This window comes from Geodermatophilus siccatus, from assembly GCF_900103785.1.
Classification (GTDB): Bacteria; Actinomycetota; Actinomycetes; order Mycobacteriales; family Geodermatophilaceae; genus Geodermatophilus; species Geodermatophilus siccatus.
The window spans coordinates 153004-171853 of the sequence record NZ_FNHE01000007.1; the positions used below are offsets into that span (position 1 = coordinate 153004).

Sequence of the window (18850 nt, forward strand, 5' to 3'; positions counted from 1 at the left end):
GGGGTAACGTGGTCGATCATGAGCGAGACGGTGGCCCCGACCCCCTCCACCGACACCCCCCTGGCGCCCTCCGGCCGCAAACTGCTGCGCCTCGAGGTCCGCAACAGCCAGGTCCCGATCGAGCGCAAGCCGGAGTGGATCAAGACCCGGCTGAAGACCGGCCCGGAGTACACCGAGCTGAAGTCGCTGGTGCGCCGGGAGGGTCTGCACACCGTCTGCGAAGAGGCCGGGTGCCCCAACATCTACGAGTGCTGGGAGGACCGGGAGGCCACCTTCCTCATCGGCGGGGACCAGTGCACCCGGCGGTGCGACTTCTGCCAGATCGACACGGGCAAGCCCGCCGAGTTCGACGCCGACGAGCCGCGCCGGGTCGCCGAGAGCGTCGCCACGATGCAGCTGCGCTACGCCACGGTCACCGGCGTCGCCCGTGACGACCTGCCCGACGGCGGCGCCTGGCTCTACGCCGAGACGGTGCGGCAGATCCACGCCGCCGTCCCGGGGTGCGGTGTCGAGCTGCTCATCCCCGACTTCAACGCCGACCCCGACCAGCTCGCCGAGGTCTTCTCCTCCCGCCCCGAGGTCCTGGCGCACAACGTCGAGACCGTGCCGCGGATCTTCAAGCGCATCCGCCCCGGCTTCCGGTTCGAGCGCTCGCTGGCGGTTCTCACCGCCGCCCGTGAGGCCGGGCTGGTCACCAAGTCCAACCTCATCCTGGGCATGGGCGAGGAGCCCGACGAGGTCGTCGAGACGATGCGGGCCCTGCACGAGGCCGGCTGCGACCTGCTGACCATCACCCAGTACCTGCGGCCCTCGCCGCGTCACCACCCCGTCGTCCGCTGGGTCAAGCCCGACGAGTTCGTCGGCTTCCAGCAGACGGCGGAGGAGATCGGCTTCCCCGGCGTGCTCGCCGGGCCGCTGGTGCGCAGCTCCTACCGGGCGGGCCGGCTGTACCAGCAGGCCGTCGAGGCCCGCGGGCTCACCCGCTCGATCTGAGGACGTCGCGGCCGGTCCACCGGGGCCGGTCGCCGGCCCTCCTGCAGGCTCCCGACGCGAGCTTGCGAGCGGTGGGGGGCCAGGAGGGTCCTTTCTCTATCCTGGGGACATGGCACGCAGCAGGCCCACCGACTCCTCCGCGCCGTCCGGCACCGGCAAGGCCGCCACCGGGCCCGGCTCCCGAGGCCGCGGCAGGGGGGCGACGAAGGTCGGCAAGGACGGCCGGCCCAAGGTCGGCCGCCTGAAGAAGGTCGGCGACCAGGCCCGCATGATGAAGCAGGCCTACTCGCTGACCCGCAAGAACGACCCCAAGCTGCCCTGGTTCATGCTCATCGCCTTCGTGGCGGTGGCCGCGGTGTTCGAGCTGATCGGCGTCCTGCTCGGCTCGCCGTTCCTCTTCCTGCCCATCGCCGTCCTCTTCGGCGCGCTGGCCGCGCTGATCGTCTTCGGTCGCCGCGCGCAGGGCTCGGCCTATCGCCAGGTGGAGGGCCAGCCCGGCGCGGCCGCGTGGGTCCTCGAGGGCATGCGCGGTGACTGGCAGGTCTCCTCGGGCGTCGCCGGCACCACCCAGCTCGACGCCGTCCACCGGGTGCTGGGCCGTCCCGGCGTGATCCTGGTCGGCGAGGGCGCCCCGTCGCGGGTCCGCCCGCTGCTGGCCCAGGAGAAGAAGCGTCTCGCCCGGATCGCCGGGGACGCCCCGATCTACGACGTCCTCGTCGGCGACGAGGAGGGGCAGGTGCCGCTGCGCAAGCTCAGCGCCCACGTGATGAAGCTGCCGCGCAACCTCGACGGCGGTGAGCTCAACGCCCTGCGCAAGCGGGTCGCCGCGCTCGGCGGCTCGCGGATGCCGGTGCCCGGCGGCCCGCTGCCCGGGGGTCGCCAGATGACCGTCAGCCAGCGCCAGGTCCGCCGCAGGTAGGACGGACGACGCAGAAGCCCCGTGCCCACCGGCACGGGGCTCGGCGCGTCCCGGGCTCACAGCCGGGCGAAGGGCTCCGCGTACCGGAACGTGCCCTCGGCGCGCCGGTCACCGAGCCAGCGGGCCTGGAAGTGCGCGCCCCACGCCGGGTCGGGCGCGGCCACCCCCACGGTGTCGGCCGCGACGAACCCGAACCGCCGGTAGTAGCCCGGCGCCCCGAGCAGCGCGACCAGCCGCTCGTCGGCCGCCTCGGCCACGGCGACCAGCGCGTGCACCAGCACGGTGCCCACGCCTCTCCCCTGCGCCGCGGGGAGGACACCGAGCGGACCCAGCCCGAGCGCCGGGACGCCGAGGGGCTCCAGCCAGCCACGGGTGGCGATCACGTGCCCGACCACCGCGTCGCCGTCCGTGGCGACGAGGGACAGGTGCGGCAGGAAGCCGGCGTCCTCACGCAGCTCGTCGGTCAGCCGGGCCTCGACGACGTCGGCGTCGGGCCGCGCGCCGGGCGGCCGGAAGGCGGCGGCGTGCAGCGCGTGGACGGCGGCGTGGTCGGCCGGCCGTTCCCGACGGACGATCACGCGTCCCGGACCACGGCGGTGTCGGTCAGCCGGTCGTGCAGCCCGCGGCCGTCGGCGTCCACCACGAGCGCGGGCACCAGCAGCATGAGCAGCGCCGTCCGGACGACGGCCCGCCACAGCGCCAGCCGCTCCCCCGCCCGCGAGTGCGCCAGCCGCAGGCCGAGCAGCCGCATCCCCGGCGTCTGCCCGAAGGCGACGAGCGTGACCACGGTGATCAGCCCGAACGGCAGCAGGCTCCAGTTGCCGGGCAGCGAGGGCGCGGTGAACAGGCCCGCGATCAGCGCCGCGGCCACGGCGTCGACGAGGAAGGCGCCGATCCGGCTGCCGAAGGAGGCCAGGGAGCCGGGCCCCTCGCCGGGCAGCCCCAGGGCGGCGCCCCGCGGGCGCTCTTGAGAGGGTGGCTGCGCGTCCCTGACCATGGACCTCAGCGTAGGACGCGCGCGCAGACCGTCCGCCCGACCGGCGGCAACGGGGTCGGCGACACGCCAGGAGCGTTGTTACCGGCCCGAAACACCCGAGACACCGCAGGGCAACCGCCCGATCGTACGTTCGCCACCGGCTGTCCGCCCCAACCCGGAGGATCGATGTTCACCAGTCCCGACGAGGTCGCCGCCTACATCCGCGACAACGACGTCCAGTTCGTCGACGTCCGCTTCTGCGACCTGCCCGGCGTCATGCAGCACTTCACGATCCCCGCGTCGACCTTCGGCGAGGACACGTTCTCCGACGGTCTCGGGTTCGACGGCTCCTCGATCCGCGGCTTCCAGGCGATCAACGAGTCGGACATGCTGCTGCTGCCCGACGCCAACAGCGCCTTCGTGGACCCGTTCCGCAAGCACAAGACGCTGAACATCAACTTCTTCATCCACGACCCGATCACCCGCGAGGCCTACAGCCGCGACCCGCGGAACGTGGCGAAGAAGGCCGAGGCGTACCTCGCCAGCAGCGGCATCGCCGACACCGCCTACTTCGGCCCCGAGGCGGAGTTCTACGTCTTCGACTCGATCCGGCACTCGACCGGCATCAACGAGGGCTACTACCACATCGACGCGGTCGAGGGCTCCTGGAACTCCGGCTCGCTGACCGGCGAGAACGGCGGCCCGAACCTGGGCTACAAGACCCGGCCCAAGGGCGGCTACTTCCCGGTCGAGCCCTACGACCACCAGAGCGACCTGCGCGCGGACATGATGCTCAACCTGACCCGCGCGGGCCTGGAGCTCGAGCGCGGTCACCACGAGGTGGGCACCGGCGGCCAGGCCGAGATCAACTACAAGTTCGACACCCTGCTGCGGTCGGCCGACAGCCTGATGCTGTTCAAGTACATCGTCAAGAACACCGCCTGGGCCGCCGGCAAGACCGCCACCTTCATGCCCAAGCCGCTGTTCGGTGACAACGGTTCCGGCATGCACTGCCACCAGTCGCTCTGGAAGGACGGCGAGCCGCTCTTCCACGCCGAGACCGGCTACGCGGGCCTGTCCGACACCGCCCGCCACTACATCGGCGGCCTGCTGGCCCACGCCCCGTCGCTGCTGGCCTTCACCAACCCGACGGTGAACAGCTACCACCGCCTGGTGCCCGGCTACGAGGCCCCGATCAACCTGGTCTACTCGGCCCGCAACCGCTCGGCCTGCTGCCGCATCCCGATCTCCGGCGACAGCCCCAAGGCCAAGCGCATCGAGTTCCGCGTGCCCGACCCGTCGGCCAACCCCTACCTCGCCTTCTCGGCGATGCTGATGGCCGGCCTCGACGGCATCAAGAACAAGATCGAGCCGCCGGCGCCCGTGGACAAGGACCTCTACGAGCTGCCGCCCGAGGAGGCCCTGGGCATCGAGAAGGTGCCGGCCTCGCTGGACGCCGTCCTCGACCGGCTCGAGGTCGACCACGAGTACCTCGTCGACGGCGGGGTGTTCACCCCCGACCTGATCGAGACGTGGATCGAGTACAAGCGGGAGAACGAGATCGACCCGATCCGCCTGCGCCCGCACCCGCACGAGTTCGCGATGTACTACGACATCTGACCTCGACGGACGTTCCGCGGCCCCCGCCCTCGACCCGAGGTCGGGGGCCGCATCGTGTCGGTGTCGCGTCGGTGTCGTGTCGGTGGCACGGAGGCGACGTGGCCCCCGGGCAGCGGCCCACGTACCGTGCAAGGCGAATCTGTCATCCCATGGGACGGGGTCGTCCGGAACGGTCGGGGTCGTCCGAGCCGCGTCGTCGTGGGTCCACCAGTGAGAAGGCGAGAGTTCATGACCACCGACGGCAACCGCACCAGTGTGGCGGTGATCGGCGCCGGACCCGCGGGGCTGACCGCCGCCTACGAGTTGGTCCGTCGCCAGGTACCGGTCACCGTGCTGGAGGGTGACTCGATGGTGGGCGGCATCAGCCGCACCGCCGAGCGGGAGGGCTGGCGCTTCGACATCGGCGGCCACCGCTTCTTCACCAAGGTCCCCGAGGTCGAGGCCCTCTGGCACGAGATCCTCCCTGACGAGGACTTCCTGCTCCGGCCGCGGATGAGCCGGATCTTCTACGACGGCAAGCTCTACGACTACCCGCTCAAGGCCGGCAACGCCCTGGGCAACCTCGGCCCGGTCGAGGCCGTGCGGTGCGTGGCGTCCTACCTGTGGGCGCGGATCCGCCCGCCGAAGAACCAGGACACCCTGGAGGGCTGGATCGTCGCCCGCTTCGGCAAGCGCCTCTACCAGCACTTCTTCAAGACCTACAACGAGAAGCTCTGGGGCGTCCCGGTCGACCAGCTGCCGGCCGACTTCGCCGCCCAGCGGATCAAGAACCTGTCGCTGGTCGGTGCGGTGGTCAACGCGCTGACCCCCAAGCGCAACCAGAAGGAGATCACCTCCCTCATCGAGGAGTTCCAGTACCCCAAGTACGGGCCCGGGATGATGTGGGAGACCGCCGCGCGCAAGGTGCAGGAGCGCGGCGGCACGGTGGTCATGGAGGAGAAGGTCCGCACCGTGCACTGGGAGCCCGGTCGCGGTGTCACCGCTCTGACCACGGTGGTCACCGGCGGCTACGGCGCCGGCGCGGGCGCGCCCGAGGCCAGCCGCAGCGACATCGGCGCCGAGAAGCGCTACGAGGCCGACCACGTCATCAGCTCGATGCCGTTCTCCTCGCTGGTGAACGCCCTCGACCCGAAGCCCCCGGCGGAGGTGCTGGCGGCGGCCGACGCCCTGAAGTACCGCGACTTCCTCACCGTGGCGCTCGTGCTCCCGGTCGAGGCCGGCTTCCCCGACAACTGGATCTACATCCACTCCCCCGACGTCCAGGTCGGCCGGATCCAGAACTTCGGCTCCTGGTCGCCGTACCTGGTCAAGGACGGGCGCACCTGCCTGGGCCTGGAGTTCTTCGTCAACGTCGGCGACGACACCTGGAACCGGTCCGACGAGGACCTCATCGCCCAGGGTGCCCGTGAGCTCGAGCAGCTCGGGCTGGCCAAGGCCTCCGACGTCGAGCGCGGCTTCGTCGTCCGGATGCCGAAGGCCTACCCGTTCTACGACGCCGGGTACAAGGAGAACGTCGAGGTCATCCGGCGCTGGATCGAGGAGAACACGCCGAACCTGCACCCGGTCGGGCGCAACGGCATGTTCCGCTACAACAACCAGGACCACTCGATGCTCACGGCCATGCTGACCGTGCAGAACATCGCCGACGGCACGCACCACGACATCTGGGACGTCAACGTGGAAGAGGACTACCACGAGGAGGTCTCGTCGCAGCGCACGGACGCCACGGCGGACGACCACGGGAGTCCCCGCCCCACGGCGGCGTGACGCAGGCACCAGGCGCCCGTCGCCGGCCGGAGTCCCCCGAGGACCCCGCGCCGGCGGCGGGCGCGCTCGCGTCCGGGGCAGCCGACGCCGCCCGCCCGGGACCGGCGGCGCGCGCGTTCCGGCTGGCCCGCCGGCACGCCGTCTTCCTCGTCGTGCTGGTCCTCGCCGCGATCGCGCGCGGCTACGTGACCGCGGCGTACTTGACGGCGCTGTGGTTCCCCGACTCGGGCACCTACGTCGACCGGGCCGAGTGGGTCGAGCCCGCCGTCGACCGGCCGTGGGGCTACTCGGCCTTCCTGGCCCTGCTGAACCCGGTCACCACGTTCCGCGAGGTGGCGATCGTCCAGCACGTGCTCGGCCTGGCGGTCGTGGTGCTGGTCTACGCGCTGCTGCAGCGTCGCGGCGTCGCCCGCTGGCTGAGCGTGCTCGCCGTCCTGCCGCTGGCCTTCGACGCCTACCTGCTCAACATCGAACACTTCATCCTGGCCGAGACGCTCTTCGTCTGCCTCATGGCCGTCGCGCTGGTGCTCCTGCTGGTCCGCGAGCGGCCGGGCCCGCTGCTGATCGCGGCGGTGGGCGTCGTCCTGGGCCTGCTGACGCTCACCCGCACGGTGGGGCTCTTCCTCGTGGGCGTCGTGTTCGTCTACCTGGTGGTGCGGTTGCTCGTCCGGACGCTGCGCTGGCCGGCGGTCGTCGCCTTCCTCGGCGGCGTCGCGGCGGTGCTGGTGCCCTACGCGGCCTGGTTCGGCAGCGTGCACGGCTCGTTCGGGCTGACCGACTACACCGGCCACTTCCTCTACGGACGGGTCGCCACCTTCGTCCAGTGCGAGGAGCTGGACGTGCCCGAGCGGCTGCAGCCCCTGTGCCCGACGCAGCCGCCGGAGGAGCGCCGCCCCGGTGACCAGTTCGTCTGGTTCGCCGACAGCCCGGCCAACGCCGTGGTGGACGGCGAGCGGGTGTGGTCGGAGGAGGACCTCGCGGAGTTCGCCACCATCGCCATCACGGGGCAGCCGTGGGACTACCTGCGCCAGCTGCTCTCGGAGACCGTGCACTACGTCCGGCCGGGCCGGGTCTCCGGTCCGCAGGACACCTGCCCGACCTGGTGGGCGTTCCCGTACGCGGAACCGGTGGAGCAGTACGACTGCACGCCGGTGCTCGCCCCCGGGCCGTACGGCTACGACGAGGGGATGGTCGGCGACCTGCGCTCGTACCAGCGGTACTTCTACACCCCCGGCCCGGTGCTCGGCGTGTGCATGCTGGTGGGCCTGGGTGCGCTGTTCCTGCGCCGGCGCGACTGGCGCGACCGGCTGGACCCGGCGCTGCTGGCGCTCATCGGGCTCACCCTCATGGCCGGTCCGGCCGCGACCGCCTCGTTCGACTTCCGCTACGTGCTCCCGACGCTCGCCGTCCTGCCGCCGGCCGCGGTGCTGGCGCTGCGCGGGGTCTCGCTGCGGCGCCGGCGGGACGAGCGGGGTCCCGCCGAGGCGCCCCGGCCCGAGCCCGCGCCGGCGGCCGGCTGAGCCGTCCCGCCGGCCCGAGCCGGGTCCTCCCTCAGGCTGCGTCGCCCTCCAGGTCGAGGTCCTCGAGACCGACCAGGACCTCGTTGGTCTGCAGGGTCACCAGCCAGGCGAGTGCGTGGTCCTCCACCGGCCGGCCCGAGACGTCGGCGATGGCGTCGAGCTGGGCGGCGACCAGGCCGCGGGCGGCCTGGTAGACGTCGGCCGCGGTCACCGCCGTCCCGAGCTCGGCGAGCCAGAGCCGGCCGTCCCGCAGCACGCGGACCCCGGGTTCGGCACCGACCCCGAGGTCGGCGGCCGCACTGGCGAGCAGGGACATGCCGGCGCGCAGCTCGGTGCGGCGATCACGACGGTGGGACGACGACGGCACGGACACGGGTGCCACCTCTCGGACGGGCCCGCGGGGCCACGGCAACGTGCCTCCGATCTCGGCAGCCCGGGCCTCCGGGTGCACGGGCTCGGCACACTCGTGGGACGCCGCGGGTCTCCCGTGACGGGCGAGCCGGGTCCGTCGTACACGGACCACGGCCCCGGTCCCCCGTGCAGGGGACCGGGGCCGCGTCGCACCCGTCACCTCAGCAGCAGCGGCTGACCGGGTTGCGCTCCGCCTCGTCGGCGCGGCGCCGCTCGAACTCCCGCCGGCTCATCGGCTCGTGCCCGTGCTCGGCGCAGTGCCGCAGGTAGTCGTCCCACCGCGCCTCCCCGGTGAGCTCCTTGAGGTACCAGTGCACTCCCCTCAGGGCCCGGGTGAGGGCTGACCGGACGGCGGTGGCGTTCCCCCCGCTCACCGCGGCGGACCCTCCTCCGTGAAGGTGCCGTGGCCCCGCGCGCCCGCGCCGACCAGCCGCTCGTGCTCGGCCATGGCCCGCTTCTCGTCCGCGGTCGCGAACAGTCCGGAGGGCTCGACGATGGACGACGGCACGGCCGGCTCCTCGGTGGTCGGCACCGGCCCGCCGGTCCGCAGGGCGCGGGCGATCACGACCACCGCGTTGACGACCACGACGAGGACGAGCAGGGCGAAGACCGCCTGCAGCACACCGTTCAGGGTCGAGTTGTAGACGATCCGGTCCATCTGGTCGGCGTTCTGCGCCGGCGCCAGGAGTTCCCCGGCGTCCCGGGCCGTGGCGTAGCGGGCCCGCTGCGCGAAGTAGCCCACCGCCGGGTCGGACGAGAACACCTTCTGGAAGCTCGCCGTCATGGTGACCACGAGGTCCCACGCCAGCGGGACGCCGGTCACCCAGGCGTACCTCGCCTTGCCGTGCTTGATCAGCAGCACCGTGACCAGGGTCAGGGCGATGGCGGCCAGCAGCTGGTTGGCGATGCCGAACAGCGGGAAGAGCTGGTTGACGCCGCCCAGCGGGTCGGTGACCCCGACGTAGAGGATGTAGCCCCACAGCGCGACCACCGCGGCACTGGCCATGATGTTGCCGGGCCGCCACGACAGGTCGCCGAAGCGCTTCCAGACGTTGCCGATCGTGTCCTGCAGCATGAACCGGCCCACCCGGGTGCCGGCGTCGACGGCGGTGAGGATGAACAGCGCCTCGAACATGATCGCGAAGTGGTACCAGAACGCGGCCATGCCCGCGCCGAACGCGTCGGACAGGATGTTCGCGATGCCGACGGCGAGGGTGGGCGCGCCACCGGTGCGGGAGACCAGGCTGGGCTCCTGCACCGCAGCGGAGGCCGCGGCCAGGTCCTGCGCCGTGGTGTCGAAGCCCAGGCCGTTCACGTAGGCGGCCGCGCTCTCCACGGTGCCGCCGGTGGCCCCGGCCGGGCTGTTCATCGCGAAGTAGAGCCCCTGGTCGATCACGACGGCGGCGATGAGCGCGCTGATCGCGACGAAGGACTCCATCAGCATGCCGCCGTAGCCGATCAGGCGGACCTGGCTCTCCTTGGCCACCATCTTCGGCGTCGTCCCCGAGGAGATCAGGGCGTGGAAGCCCGACAGCGCGCCGCAGGCGATGGTGATGAAGACGAACGGGAACAGCGACCCGGCGAAGACCGGGCCGGTGCCCTCCCGGGCGAAGTCGGTGACCGCGTCGGCCTGCAGCACCGGCCGGGCCAGCAGCAGGCCGATGGCGAGCAGGACGATGACGCCGACCTTCATGAAGGTCGACAGGTAGTCGCGCGGGGTGAGCAGCAGCCACACCGGCAGCACCGAGGCCACGAACCCGTAGACCACGAGCGCGAGGACCAGCCACTCCTTCGACAGCGTCAGCGCCTCGCCCAGCCCGGTGTCGTCGATCAGGCCGCCACCGATGACCGCGGCCAGCAGCAGGACCACGCCGATCGCGGTGGCCTCGAGGACCCGCCCTGGTCGGATGGTCCTCAGGTAGACGCCCATGAACAGGGCGATCGGGATGGTCAGCGCGATGGAGAACACGCCCCACGGCGACTCGGCGAGCGCGTTGACCACGATCAGCGCCAGCACGGCCAAGATGATGATCATGATGGCGAAGACGGCGATGAGCGCCGCGATGCCGCCGACGATCCCGATCTCCTCGCGGACCATCTGGCCGAGGCTCTTGCCGTTGCGGCGCATCGAGAAGAACAGGACGGTCATGTCCTGCACCGCACCGGCGAAGATGACGCCGACGATGATCCAGATCGTGCCGGGCAGGTAGCCCATCTGCGCGGCGAGCACCGGCCCGACCAGCGGGCCGGCGCCGGCGATCGCGGCGAAGTGGTGCCCGAAGAGCACCCGCCGGTCGGTGACGTCGAAGTCGATGCCGTTGTGCAGCCGCTCGGCCGGGGTGGCCCGCCGGTCGTCGACCGCGAGCACCCGCCGCGCGATGAACTTCGCGTAGAAGCGGTACGCGATCGCGTAGGAGCACAGCGCGGCGAACAGGATCCAGAGGGCGGAGACCGTCTCGCCACGCGCCAGCGCGAGCACCGTCCAGGCGACGGCGCCGACGATCGCCACCGCCGTCCAGACGAGGACGGTCTTCACTGACGGTCGACGGCGGCCGCCCCCTCCCGGGGGTCCTCCGTCGGTGTCGGGCCTGCTGACGGTGGTGGACACGGTCGCCCCTCCCTGCGCGCGCAGACAGCGTCCGGACGACGCCGTCCTCTGGACGCAGGGAGCATGTCAAGCCCCCGGCCCGCTCCACCAGGAGGGGCGGGCGGCGGGCGCGGGTCGTGATCCGCCCGTGATCGAGGCCCCCTCGCCCCCACCGCCGGCCGGACGACGTGCTGGAACGCCCCCCTGCAGGTAGGAGGGCCCCGTCCCCCTCACCCCTCGCAAGCTCGGGGCGAGCCTCGGAACGGGGCCGGGGTCGAGGTCCTCTCAGTACCCCCAGACCTCCTGGGCGGTCTCGACGACGAGCGCCAGCTTGGCGATCTGCTCGTCCCGGGTCAGGGCGTTGCCCTCGACGGTCGAGGAGAAGCCGCACTGCGGGGACAGCGCCAGCTGCTCCAGCGGCACGTACCGCGCGGCCTCGTCGATGCGCCGCTTGAGGTCGTCCTTGTCCTCCAGTTGCGGGCGCTTGGTCGTGACCAGGCCCAGGACGACGCGCTTGCCCGGCGGCACGAAGCGCAGCGGCTCGAAGCCGCCGGAGCGGGCGTCGTCGTACTCGAGGAAGAAGCCGTCGACCTCCAGTCCGCCGAACAGCGCCTCGGCGACGAAGTCGTACCCGCCCTCGGCCACCCACGAGGAGCGGAAGTTGCCCCGGCACATGTGCGTGGTGACCGTCAGCCCCTCCGGGCGGCCGGCCAGCGCGGCGTTGATCTGCCGGATGTAGCGCTCGTGCTGGTGCTCGGCGTCGCGCCCCTGCGCGGCCAGCTCGGCGCGCTGCGCGGGGTCGTTGAGGTAGGCCAGGCTGGTGTCGTCCAGCTGCAGGTAGGTGCAGCCCTGCGCGGCGATGCCCTGCACCTGCTGGGCGTAGGCCGCCGACAGCGCGTCCCAGAAGGCGTCCTCGTCGGGGTAGACGGCCGGGTCGATCGCCGCGGCGCCGCCGCGGTAGTGGACCATCGAGGGCGAGGGGATCGTGAGCTTCGCCGTCTGCGTCTGCCCGACCTGCCCCTGCAGGTACGCGAAGTCCGCGGCGAAGATCGGCTCGTCGATCGACAGCGGCCCGTCGACGTGCAGGCCCGCCGGCGTGAAGTCGATGGTGCCGTCGGCGTTCTTGAAGTGGACGACGATGTCCTCGCCGGTCACCTTGCTGATGCCGCCGATGGCGTAGATGAAGTCCATGTGCCACGAGGCGCGGCGGAACTCGCCGTCGGTCGCGGTGCGCAGGCCGACGTCCCCCTGGAGGCGGACGACGTCGGCGATCGCCTCGTCCTCGACGCTCCGCAGCTCGGCCGCGTCGATCTCCCCGGCGGCGAAGCGGGCCCTGGCCTCGAGCAGGCCCTGCGGGCGCAGGAGGCTGCCGACGTGGTCGGCGCGGAACGGCGGTCCGGAGGTGTCGGTCATGTCCCGAGCTTGCCCCCTGGCGCGGTGCGTCGCAGCGCCCACCCCCCTGCGGTGATCCGACCCCGCGACGGGGTAGGCGACGCACATGACCGACCCCTTCCAGATCGAGGCACAGGGCGAGTCCGAGTACGTCGTGCGGCTGCGCGGCGACGGCGAGGAGACCGAGTCCTGGTTCCGGGTCAGCCCCGGGCTCCGCGAGGAGCTCGGCCTGAAGGTGGACGACGAGGAGCTGGTGCGGCGGACCGTCCGGTTCCTCCTCGGCCACCAGGACCCGGCCGACTTCCCCGACATCGTCGAGATCGAGGACGTCGTCGCCGGTTACCCCGACTACCTCGACGCCGTCCGCGGCTGACCGCTCCGGGGCACCACGTGATCCGGATCGCGCGGGTCCACGAGCTCGACCCCGGCGTCCCGGGGGCCCGGTTCCTCGTCGACCGGTTGTGGCCGCGCGGGGTCGCCCGGGACGCCCTGGCCCTCGACGGCTGGCTCCGCGACGCCGCCCCCAGCGACGAGCTGCGCCGGTGGTTCGGCCACGACCCGGCCCGGTGGGAGGAGTTCCGCCGCCGGTACGTCGCCGAGCTCGACGCCTCCCCCGGGACCTGGGCGCCGCTGCGGGACGCCGCCGCCGAGGGCGACGTCGTCCTGCTCTACGCCGCCCGGGACCGCGAGCACAACAACGCCGTCGTCCTGCGCGACCACCTCGAGCAGGCGCTCGGCCGGTAGTCCCCGCCCCGGCACCCGGCGGGGGGCCTGCCGGCGTCAGGGGAGGTCGTGGCGCAGGCCGGCGAGGCCCTCCGGCGGGAAGGTGCAGCTCGTGTCGCCGAGCAGCAGGGCGCGGTAGGTGGCCGTGGCCGCCTCCTCCAGGTTCAGCGCCCGCCGGAAGGCCATGCCGACGTCCGGCCCCAGCGCCGAGCAGCCGTGGTGCGACAGCACGATGCAGTCGTGCTGCCGGGCCTGCTCGGCAGCACCGTCGGCGAGCTCGTCGGAGCCGTTCGGGTGGTACGGGACCGTGCCGACCGACCGCACGTAGCAGGCGTGGTCGAGGGTGATCAGCCGGATCCGGTGGCCGAGGGCGTCGACCAGGACGGCGTGCTGCGGGTGCAGGTGGACGACGGCGTTCACGTCCGGGCGGGCACGGTAGGTGCGCTGGTGGAGCTTCCACTCGCTCGACGGCCGCGCGGCACCGGCGGTGACCTCGCCGTCCGGGGTCAGCACGCTGAAGTCCGCGGGGGTCAGCCGGTCCAGCCACGTGCCGGCCGCGGTCACCACGAACTCGGACTCCCCCGGCAGCCGGGCGGAGAGGTTGCCGCCGCTGGCCAGCACCAGCCCGCGTTCCACCGCCAGGCGGCCGACCTCGACGAGCTGGTCGACCGCCTCCGCACGGGTCGCGGCCGGCCTCATGCGGCGAAGTAGGAGGCCACGTCGGACGGGGCGAACCGCCCGCGGTCGGTGACCACGACGCTGACGAACCGCGGCGGGGTCACGTCGAAGGCGGGGTAGACGCCGGGAACGGACCCGGACGCCGTGCGGTGGCCGAGGCACTGCAGCACCTCGCGCCCGTCCCGGTCCTCGAGCTCCACGGCGGACGCGTCCGGCGCCTGCCGGTCGGGGGCCTGGACGAGCGCCAGGTACGGCACCCCGAAGGTGTGCGCCGCGACCGCGATCTGCAGGGTGCCGATCTTGTTCACGACGGAGCCGTCCAGGGTGACGCGGTCGGCACCGGTGACGAAGGTGGTGACGTCGCCCCGGCTCATGAGGTGCGCGGGCATGCCGTCGGTGACCAGCCGCGTGGGGACGCCCATCTCCGCCAGGCTCTCCGCCGTCAGGCGGGCGCCCTGCAGGTAGGGCCGCGTCTCGGTGCACACGGCGTCGATGCGCTTGCCCGAGCGCAGCACCGCCGCGACGGTCTCGGTGAGGTAGGACTCCGCCCAGCAGTGGGTCAGGACCGTGGCGCCGTCCGGGATCAGCGCGGCGGCGTGCTCACCCAGGCGCCGGTGGCCGGCCCGGTGCCGCTCCGCGACCGCCCGGGCGGCCTGCTCGACGGCGGGCCCCGGCAGCTCCCCGGCGTCCACGGCGGCCGTCCCGACGGTCGACAGCTCGGCGACGACGTCCCGGATGCCGTTGTTGGTCGGCCGGGTGGCGACCAGCCGGTGGCCGGCCCCGGTCAGGAACTCCCGTCGCGCCCGCGCCGTCGGCAGCCGGTCGGCCTCCCGGGCGGCGAGCGTCATCCCGCCCGCGGCCGCGAACAGCGGGCCGAGGCTCTGGGTGACCATCTCCTCGATGGCCCGGGCCACGTCCTCGTGGCTGCGGCAGGTCACCCAGGTCCGCTCGAAGGGGAAGACGCGGCGGTCCAGGATCCGGACGGCGTCGGGCTCGACGACGACGCTCTCCCCGACCAGGGTCGGGACCGGGACGTCCGTCGGGACCATCGCCGAGGAGCCGGCCGACACGCCGGCGGGGGCAGTCACCCGACGATGATCGCGGCCGGAGCGCGCGCCGACCAGATGTCGGTGACGCCCTCGGGCCCGGGAATCTGCAGCGGCCACTGGAGGTTCACAGGGGTGTCGACACGACGAGACCTCGAGAGGAGGACGCACCATGACGCTCCCCGTCCGTTCCCCGTCCCGCTCCGCCGCGCGGTGGGACCCCCTCCGTGAGCTGGACGAGCTCTACGAGCGGGTGAACACGCTCTGGCAGTCCGGGCTGGGCGGCGCCCTGGACCGGTGGTCCCCGCTGGCCGACGTCGAGGAGACCGACGACGCCTACACCGTCGAGATCGACCTCCCCGGCGTGGCGCGCGAGGACGTCGACATCCAGCTCGACGACCGCCGGCTGACGGTCTCCGGTGACATCGAGGAGAAGGAGCGCAAGGGCATCCTGCACCGGCGCACCCGCAGGGTCGGGCGCTTCCACTTCTCGGTGACCCTGCCGGGCGACGTCGACGCCGACGCCGTCAGCGCGCAGCTGCACGACGGCGTGCTGACGGTGCACGTCCCGAAGTCCGCGCAGGCCAAGCCGCGGCGGATCGCCATCAGCAGCTGAGCCGACGCGCGCGCCGGTGGACGCGTCCGGATCGGACGCGTCCACCGGGGGGTCAGCCGGCGGTCGGCTCCACGGTCCGCACCATCTCGTCGAGGACGGCGACCGCGCGCGCGTGGTCCCCGCCGGGCAGCTCGACGGCGTCGGCGACCAGGGTGCGGCCGTCGAGGTCCAGCGCCCACGTCGTGATGCGGGTGCCCTCCGGGTACAGGCCCACGGTCGTCACCTGCTCGGTGCGCACCGCCGACCGGCCGCCCACCTCCAGCTCGGTGCGCGCCACCTCGTCCGGCATCGGCACGGCGACCTGGGCGAGGGGCGCGTCGACGACCTGCAGGGCCACGGGCGCGGTCCGCGCGTCGGAGGCCTCGGGGACGACGACCTCCTCGCCGGGGGCGAACCAGCTGCAGGCCGGCAGCACGCCGTCGGCGTTGGTCGCCCAGTCGGCCGGGAACGGGACCCGGTAGCCGGAGGCGCTGGTGCAGGAGGCCGCGTCGTCCTCCGGTGGGGTCGCGACGACGGCCTGCGCGGCGAGCGAGACGTCGACCGCCCGGGGCGTCGGGCCGGCGGCCGGGGACGCGCAGTCGGCGAGGGCGAGCAGAGGGGCAACGGCGAGCAGAGGGGCAACGGCCGCGGTGGCACGGAGGTGGCGCACGTTCTCGGCGTCCTCCCGGTCGGGGTCGGCGGGCTCTCCTGCCCTGCCCAGGACGGCGCCGTCCTGAACACGCCGGTCCCGGATCCGAGCCGCACGCACGACGACGGGGCCCCGCGAGGGAGCCGCCGTCGTCGGCCTCCCTGCAGGACCCCGCCGCGAGCCTGCGCGTGGCGGGGGCAGGGAGGTCCTCTCTCAGCCGGCCGTGATCCGGTCGGTGGCCGGCGGTGCGACGGGCGAGTTCGCGCCCAGGTAGGCGACGAAGGCGTCCAGGTCGATCGAGGTGGCCACCCGGTTCGCGCCCTCCCGGAGCACCGTGAAGCCGTCCCCGCCGTCGGCGAGGAAGCCGTTCACCGTGACGCGGTAGACCGCGGCCGGGTCCACGGCGGTGCCCTCGATGGCCAGGCCGCCGACCCGCTGGCCCGAGCAGGGGTCGGCGGCCGTGCCCGCCGGGGCACCCGGGCTCACGGTGTAGCGGACCGTCGCCGACGGCTGCAGCACCCGGCCGACGACGTACTGCTGCTCGAGCAGGCAGTCGAGCTGGGCTCCCGTCAGGTCCAGCGTCACCAGCGTGTTGGCGAACGGCTGGACGGTGAAGGCCTCCTCGTAGGTGATGTCCCCCGCGCCGAGGTCGGCCCGGACCCCGCCCGGGTTCATGAAGGCCGCGACGGCCCGCTCGTCCCGGGTGTCGGCCAGCTGCGCGTCGGCGATGAGGTCGCCCAGCGGCGTCTCCCCGGTGTCGTCGGCGGTGCGGGTGATGTCGGCCGTGGCCTGGCCGACGACCTCGTTGGCGATCGGGCCGAGCGCGGTGCGGTAGCGGGCGATCAGCTCGGTCTGCGCCGGGTCCGCGGCCAGGTCCCGGGTGACGACGGTGTTGTCGGCGGTCGCCTGGACGACGTCCCCGGTCTGCCGGTTCACCCGCAGGTCGATGTCGGTGACGAGGCGGCCGTTGGAGCTCGCGCTGGTGACGAGCTTGGAGTCGATGCGGCAGGTGTAGGCCTGGTGGGTGTGCCCGCTGACGACGACGTCGATGGCGTCGGACATCCCGGTGGCGATGTCGACGATCGGGCCGGTCAGGCCGTTGCAGCCGTCGACGTCCCAGGCGTTCTCGCCGGTCTGGGCGCCGCCCTCGTGCAGCAGGACGACGATGGCCTCGACGCCCTGGGCCTGCAGCTCGGCGGCGTACCGGTCGGCCGTCTCGACCTCGTCGGCGAAGTCGAGCCCCGCGATGCCCTGCTGGGCGACGATGTCGGCCGTGCCCTCCAGGGTCATGCCGATGAAGCCGATCTCGACCCCGTCCACCTCGTGGACGGCGTACGGGTCGAGCAGCGGCTCCCCGGTCCCGGTCCAGAACGCGTTGGCCGACAGGTACCGGAAGTCCGCGCCCGCGTAGGGGGTGCCGTCGGCGCAGCCGTCGACCGGGTGGCAGCCGCCGTCCTGGATGCGCAGCAGCTCGTCGGTGCCCTCGTCGAACTCGTGGTTGCCGACGCTGGCGTAGTCCAGCCCGGCCAGGCCGAGCGCCTCGATGGTGGGCTCGTCGTGGAACGCGGCCGACAGCAGCGGCGAGGCACCGATCAGGTCGCCGGCGGCGACGGTGATCGTGTTGTCCTCCTCCTGCTGCTCGGCGAGCTGGGCCAGCTGGGTGGCCAGGTGCGCGGAGCCACCGGCGGGCACGCTGACCGGCGTGCCGTCCGGGTTCGTCCCGGTGCGGATCTGGCCGCCGGACCCGCTCGGCGGCTCGAGGGCGCCGTGGAAGTCGTTGAGGGCGAGCAGCTGCACGTCGACCGGCGCACCTCCGTGCGGGGCGTCGCCGGAACGGCCTGGCGCAGCGGCGGCGGAGGTCGCGGCGGCCACGGCCAGGCCGGCGATCGTGGTGGACACGGCGACCGCGACGGTGGCGCGGCGGACGGTGGGTCGCATCGGTTCCCCCAGGCGGACGGGCCGGACCGTTCCGGCCTGACCCTACTGTGCGTCGTCGCAGATCGACACCACGTGTCGGCCTCGGGCCGGACGAGCGATCCGCCGTCCCCGGTCGCAGCCCTCGTCGAGGTCGCGGCCCGGTCAGCCGGTGCGCCGCTCCACGGTCCGGGCGGCCACCCGGCGGATCCGGTCGGCCTGGCGGGAGAGCACCAGGTCCAGCACCCGGTTCACCGGCGGCACCTCCCCGAGCCGGGCCAACCCCATCCACCGCGGGACGGCGACCGTGCGCGACCACGGCGAGGTCAGGCAGCCGGCGATCTGGTCGGCGACCCGGTCGGGGCGGATCCCGCGGGAGAGCCGGCCCCGGGCGTCGTCGTCCGACACCGGCGGGGAGCCGTGCCCGCGGGCCAGCCACTCGGTCCGCACCGGCCCGGGGTTGACCGTGTGCACCCGCACGCCCCGGGCGGTCACCTCCCGCCGCAGCCCCTTGACGAAGCCCTGCACCCCGGCCTTGGTCGCCGAGTAGACGGTCAGCGGTGGCACCTGCGACCACGCCGCCACCGAGGCGACGGTGACGACGTCGGCCCGGCCGCGCTGCGCCGCGGCGCTCAGCAGGTGCGGCAGGGCGATCCGGGTGAGCTCCACGACGCCGGTCAGGTTCAGCCCGATCAGCCGCTCGACGGCGTCCCCGGGCATGTCCTCGACCAGCCCCGCCCAGCCGAGCCCGGCGTTGAGGACGACGGCGTCGAGCCGCCCGTGCTCGTCGAGGACGCGGTCGAGCAGCCGGTCGCGGCCCCCGGCGTCGGCGACGTCGGCCACGACCGTGCTCACCCCGGGCAGCCCGCCGACGGCCTGCTCCAGCCGCTCGCCGCCGCGCGCGCAGGTCACCACGTGCGCGCCCTCGCGGGCCAGTCGGGTGACGGTGCTGCGGCCGATGCCGGCGCTGCCGCCGGTGACGAGGACGACGCGGCCCCTGGCAGTGGACTCCATGGAGCCCCCCTACCCGTGGACGGACACCACACCCCTGCCGTGCTTC

At 73.3% G+C, this 18850-nt stretch carries 19 protein-coding genes; 8 read left to right on the forward strand and 11 right to left on the reverse strand.

Annotated features, from left to right (window positions below):
• Positions 1-18 precede the first annotated feature (18 nt).
• Both lipA and BLS21_RS14465 read left to right on the forward strand, forming a co-directional pair.
• Positions 19-993 carry a lipoyl synthase gene (gene lipA, locus BLS21_RS14460; RefSeq protein WP_091219570.1) on the forward strand — a complete coding sequence of 325 codons (975 nt, stop codon included), beginning with the start codon at positions 19-21 and terminating at the stop codon, positions 991-993.
• Positions 994-1102: 109 nt separating this feature from the next.
• Positions 1103-1912, forward strand: coding sequence for a DUF4191 domain-containing protein (locus BLS21_RS14465; protein WP_091219572.1), 810 nt, complete (start codon positions 1103-1105; stop codon positions 1910-1912).
• A gap of 56 nt (positions 1913-1968) precedes the next feature.
• On the opposite strand, the gene BLS21_RS14470 is transcribed toward BLS21_RS14465, so the two are convergent.
• On the reverse strand, positions 1969-2490 hold the full coding sequence (locus BLS21_RS14470; protein ID WP_091219576.1) for a GNAT family N-acetyltransferase: 522 nt from the start codon (positions 2488-2490) through the stop codon (positions 1969-1971).
• Entirely contained in the window at positions 2487-2909 is a 423-nt protein-coding gene (locus tag BLS21_RS14475; RefSeq protein ID WP_091219579.1) for an RDD family protein, read from the reverse strand. Before BLS21_RS14475 ends, BLS21_RS14470 begins: the two co-directional genes overlap by 4 nt.
• A gap of 165 nt (positions 2910-3074) precedes the next feature.
• Between BLS21_RS14475 and glnA the strand changes: the two genes are divergently transcribed.
• The 3 genes from glnA to BLS21_RS14490 all read left to right on the forward strand — a co-directional run bounded on the left by glnA (position 3075) and on the right by BLS21_RS14490 (position 7795).
• Positions 3075-4508, forward strand: coding sequence for a type I glutamate--ammonia ligase (gene glnA / locus BLS21_RS14480; RefSeq protein ID WP_091219582.1), 1434 nt, complete (start codon positions 3075-3077; stop codon positions 4506-4508).
• Between the two features lie 228 nt (positions 4509-4736).
• Complete coding sequence (locus BLS21_RS14485; protein ID WP_091219585.1) at positions 4737-6275, forward strand: NAD(P)/FAD-dependent oxidoreductase; 1539 nt, start codon at positions 4737-4739, stop codon at positions 6273-6275.
• On the forward strand, positions 6272-7795 hold the full coding sequence (locus BLS21_RS14490; protein ID WP_091219591.1) for a phospholipid carrier-dependent glycosyltransferase: 1524 nt from the start codon (positions 6272-6274) through the stop codon (positions 7793-7795). The genes BLS21_RS14485 and BLS21_RS14490 overlap by 4 nt, the downstream gene beginning before the upstream one ends.
• A 31-nt stretch (positions 7796-7826) precedes the next feature.
• On the opposite strand, the gene BLS21_RS14495 is transcribed toward BLS21_RS14490, so the two are convergent.
• The 4 genes from BLS21_RS14495 to BLS21_RS14510 form a co-directional block, all read right to left on the reverse strand.
• Positions 7827-8168, reverse strand: coding sequence for a hypothetical protein (locus BLS21_RS14495; RefSeq protein WP_091219594.1), 342 nt, complete (start codon positions 8166-8168; stop codon positions 7827-7829).
• Between the two features lie 199 nt (positions 8169-8367).
• Positions 8368-8580, reverse strand: coding sequence for a YbdD/YjiX family protein (locus tag BLS21_RS14500; protein ID WP_091219597.1), 213 nt, complete (start codon positions 8578-8580; stop codon positions 8368-8370).
• Positions 8577-10742: a carbon starvation CstA family protein gene (locus tag BLS21_RS14505; protein WP_245700423.1), complete on the reverse strand. Its 2166-nt coding sequence runs from the start codon at positions 10740-10742 to the stop codon at positions 8577-8579. Before BLS21_RS14505 ends, BLS21_RS14500 begins: the two co-directional genes overlap by 4 nt.
• A 336-nt stretch (positions 10743-11078) precedes the next feature.
• Positions 11079-12206 carry a 5-methyltetrahydropteroyltriglutamate--homocysteine S-methyltransferase gene (locus BLS21_RS14510; RefSeq protein WP_091219602.1) on the reverse strand — a complete coding sequence of 376 codons (1128 nt, stop codon included), beginning with the start codon at positions 12204-12206 and terminating at the stop codon, positions 11079-11081.
• A gap of 85 nt (positions 12207-12291) precedes the next feature.
• Between BLS21_RS14510 and BLS21_RS14515 the strand changes: the two genes are divergently transcribed.
• Positions 12292-12558: a hypothetical protein gene (locus tag BLS21_RS14515; protein ID WP_091219606.1), complete on the forward strand. Its 267-nt coding sequence runs from the start codon at positions 12292-12294 to the stop codon at positions 12556-12558.
• Positions 12559-12575: 17 nt separating this feature from the next.
• Complete coding sequence (locus BLS21_RS14520; protein WP_091219608.1) at positions 12576-12929, forward strand: DUF488 domain-containing protein; 354 nt, start codon at positions 12576-12578, stop codon at positions 12927-12929.
• A gap of 36 nt (positions 12930-12965) precedes the next feature.
• Here the strand turns inward: BLS21_RS14520 and BLS21_RS14525 are convergent, their stop codons facing one another.
• Together BLS21_RS14525 and BLS21_RS14530 are read right to left on the reverse strand one after the other, a co-directional pair.
• Complete coding sequence (locus BLS21_RS14525; protein ID WP_091219612.1) at positions 12966-13607, reverse strand: class II aldolase/adducin family protein; 642 nt, start codon at positions 13605-13607, stop codon at positions 12966-12968.
• Positions 13604-14674: a s-methyl-5-thioribose-1-phosphate isomerase gene (locus BLS21_RS14530; RefSeq protein WP_217636134.1), complete on the reverse strand. Its 1071-nt coding sequence runs from the start codon at positions 14672-14674 to the stop codon at positions 13604-13606. The genes BLS21_RS14525 and BLS21_RS14530 overlap by 4 nt, the downstream gene beginning before the upstream one ends.
• Before the next feature lie 130 nt (positions 14675-14804).
• On the opposite strand from BLS21_RS14530, the gene BLS21_RS14535 reads away from it, so the two are divergent.
• Complete coding sequence (locus BLS21_RS14535) at positions 14805-15248, forward strand: Hsp20/alpha crystallin family protein (protein WP_091219615.1); 444 nt, start codon at positions 14805-14807, stop codon at positions 15246-15248.
• A gap of 52 nt (positions 15249-15300) precedes the next feature.
• Here BLS21_RS14535 and BLS21_RS14540 read toward each other — a convergent pair whose 3' ends face one another.
• The 3 genes from BLS21_RS14540 to BLS21_RS14550 all read right to left on the reverse strand — a co-directional run bounded on the left by BLS21_RS14540 (position 15301) and on the right by BLS21_RS14550 (position 18804).
• The gene (locus BLS21_RS14540; protein ID WP_091219619.1) at positions 15301-15897 is read right to left on the reverse strand and encodes a hypothetical protein; all 597 of its coding nucleotides are present in this window, start codon (positions 15895-15897) and stop codon (positions 15301-15303) included.
• Positions 15898-16089: 192 nt separating this feature from the next.
• Positions 16090-17814, reverse strand: a complete 1725-nt coding sequence (locus BLS21_RS14545) for a bifunctional metallophosphatase/5'-nucleotidase (RefSeq protein WP_091219622.1) — start codon at positions 17812-17814, stop codon at positions 16090-16092.
• Positions 17815-17955: 141 nt separating this feature from the next.
• On the reverse strand, positions 17956-18804 hold the full coding sequence (locus BLS21_RS14550; RefSeq protein WP_091219625.1) for an SDR family oxidoreductase: 849 nt from the start codon (positions 18802-18804) through the stop codon (positions 17956-17958).
• Positions 18805-18850: the final 46 nt, after the last annotated feature.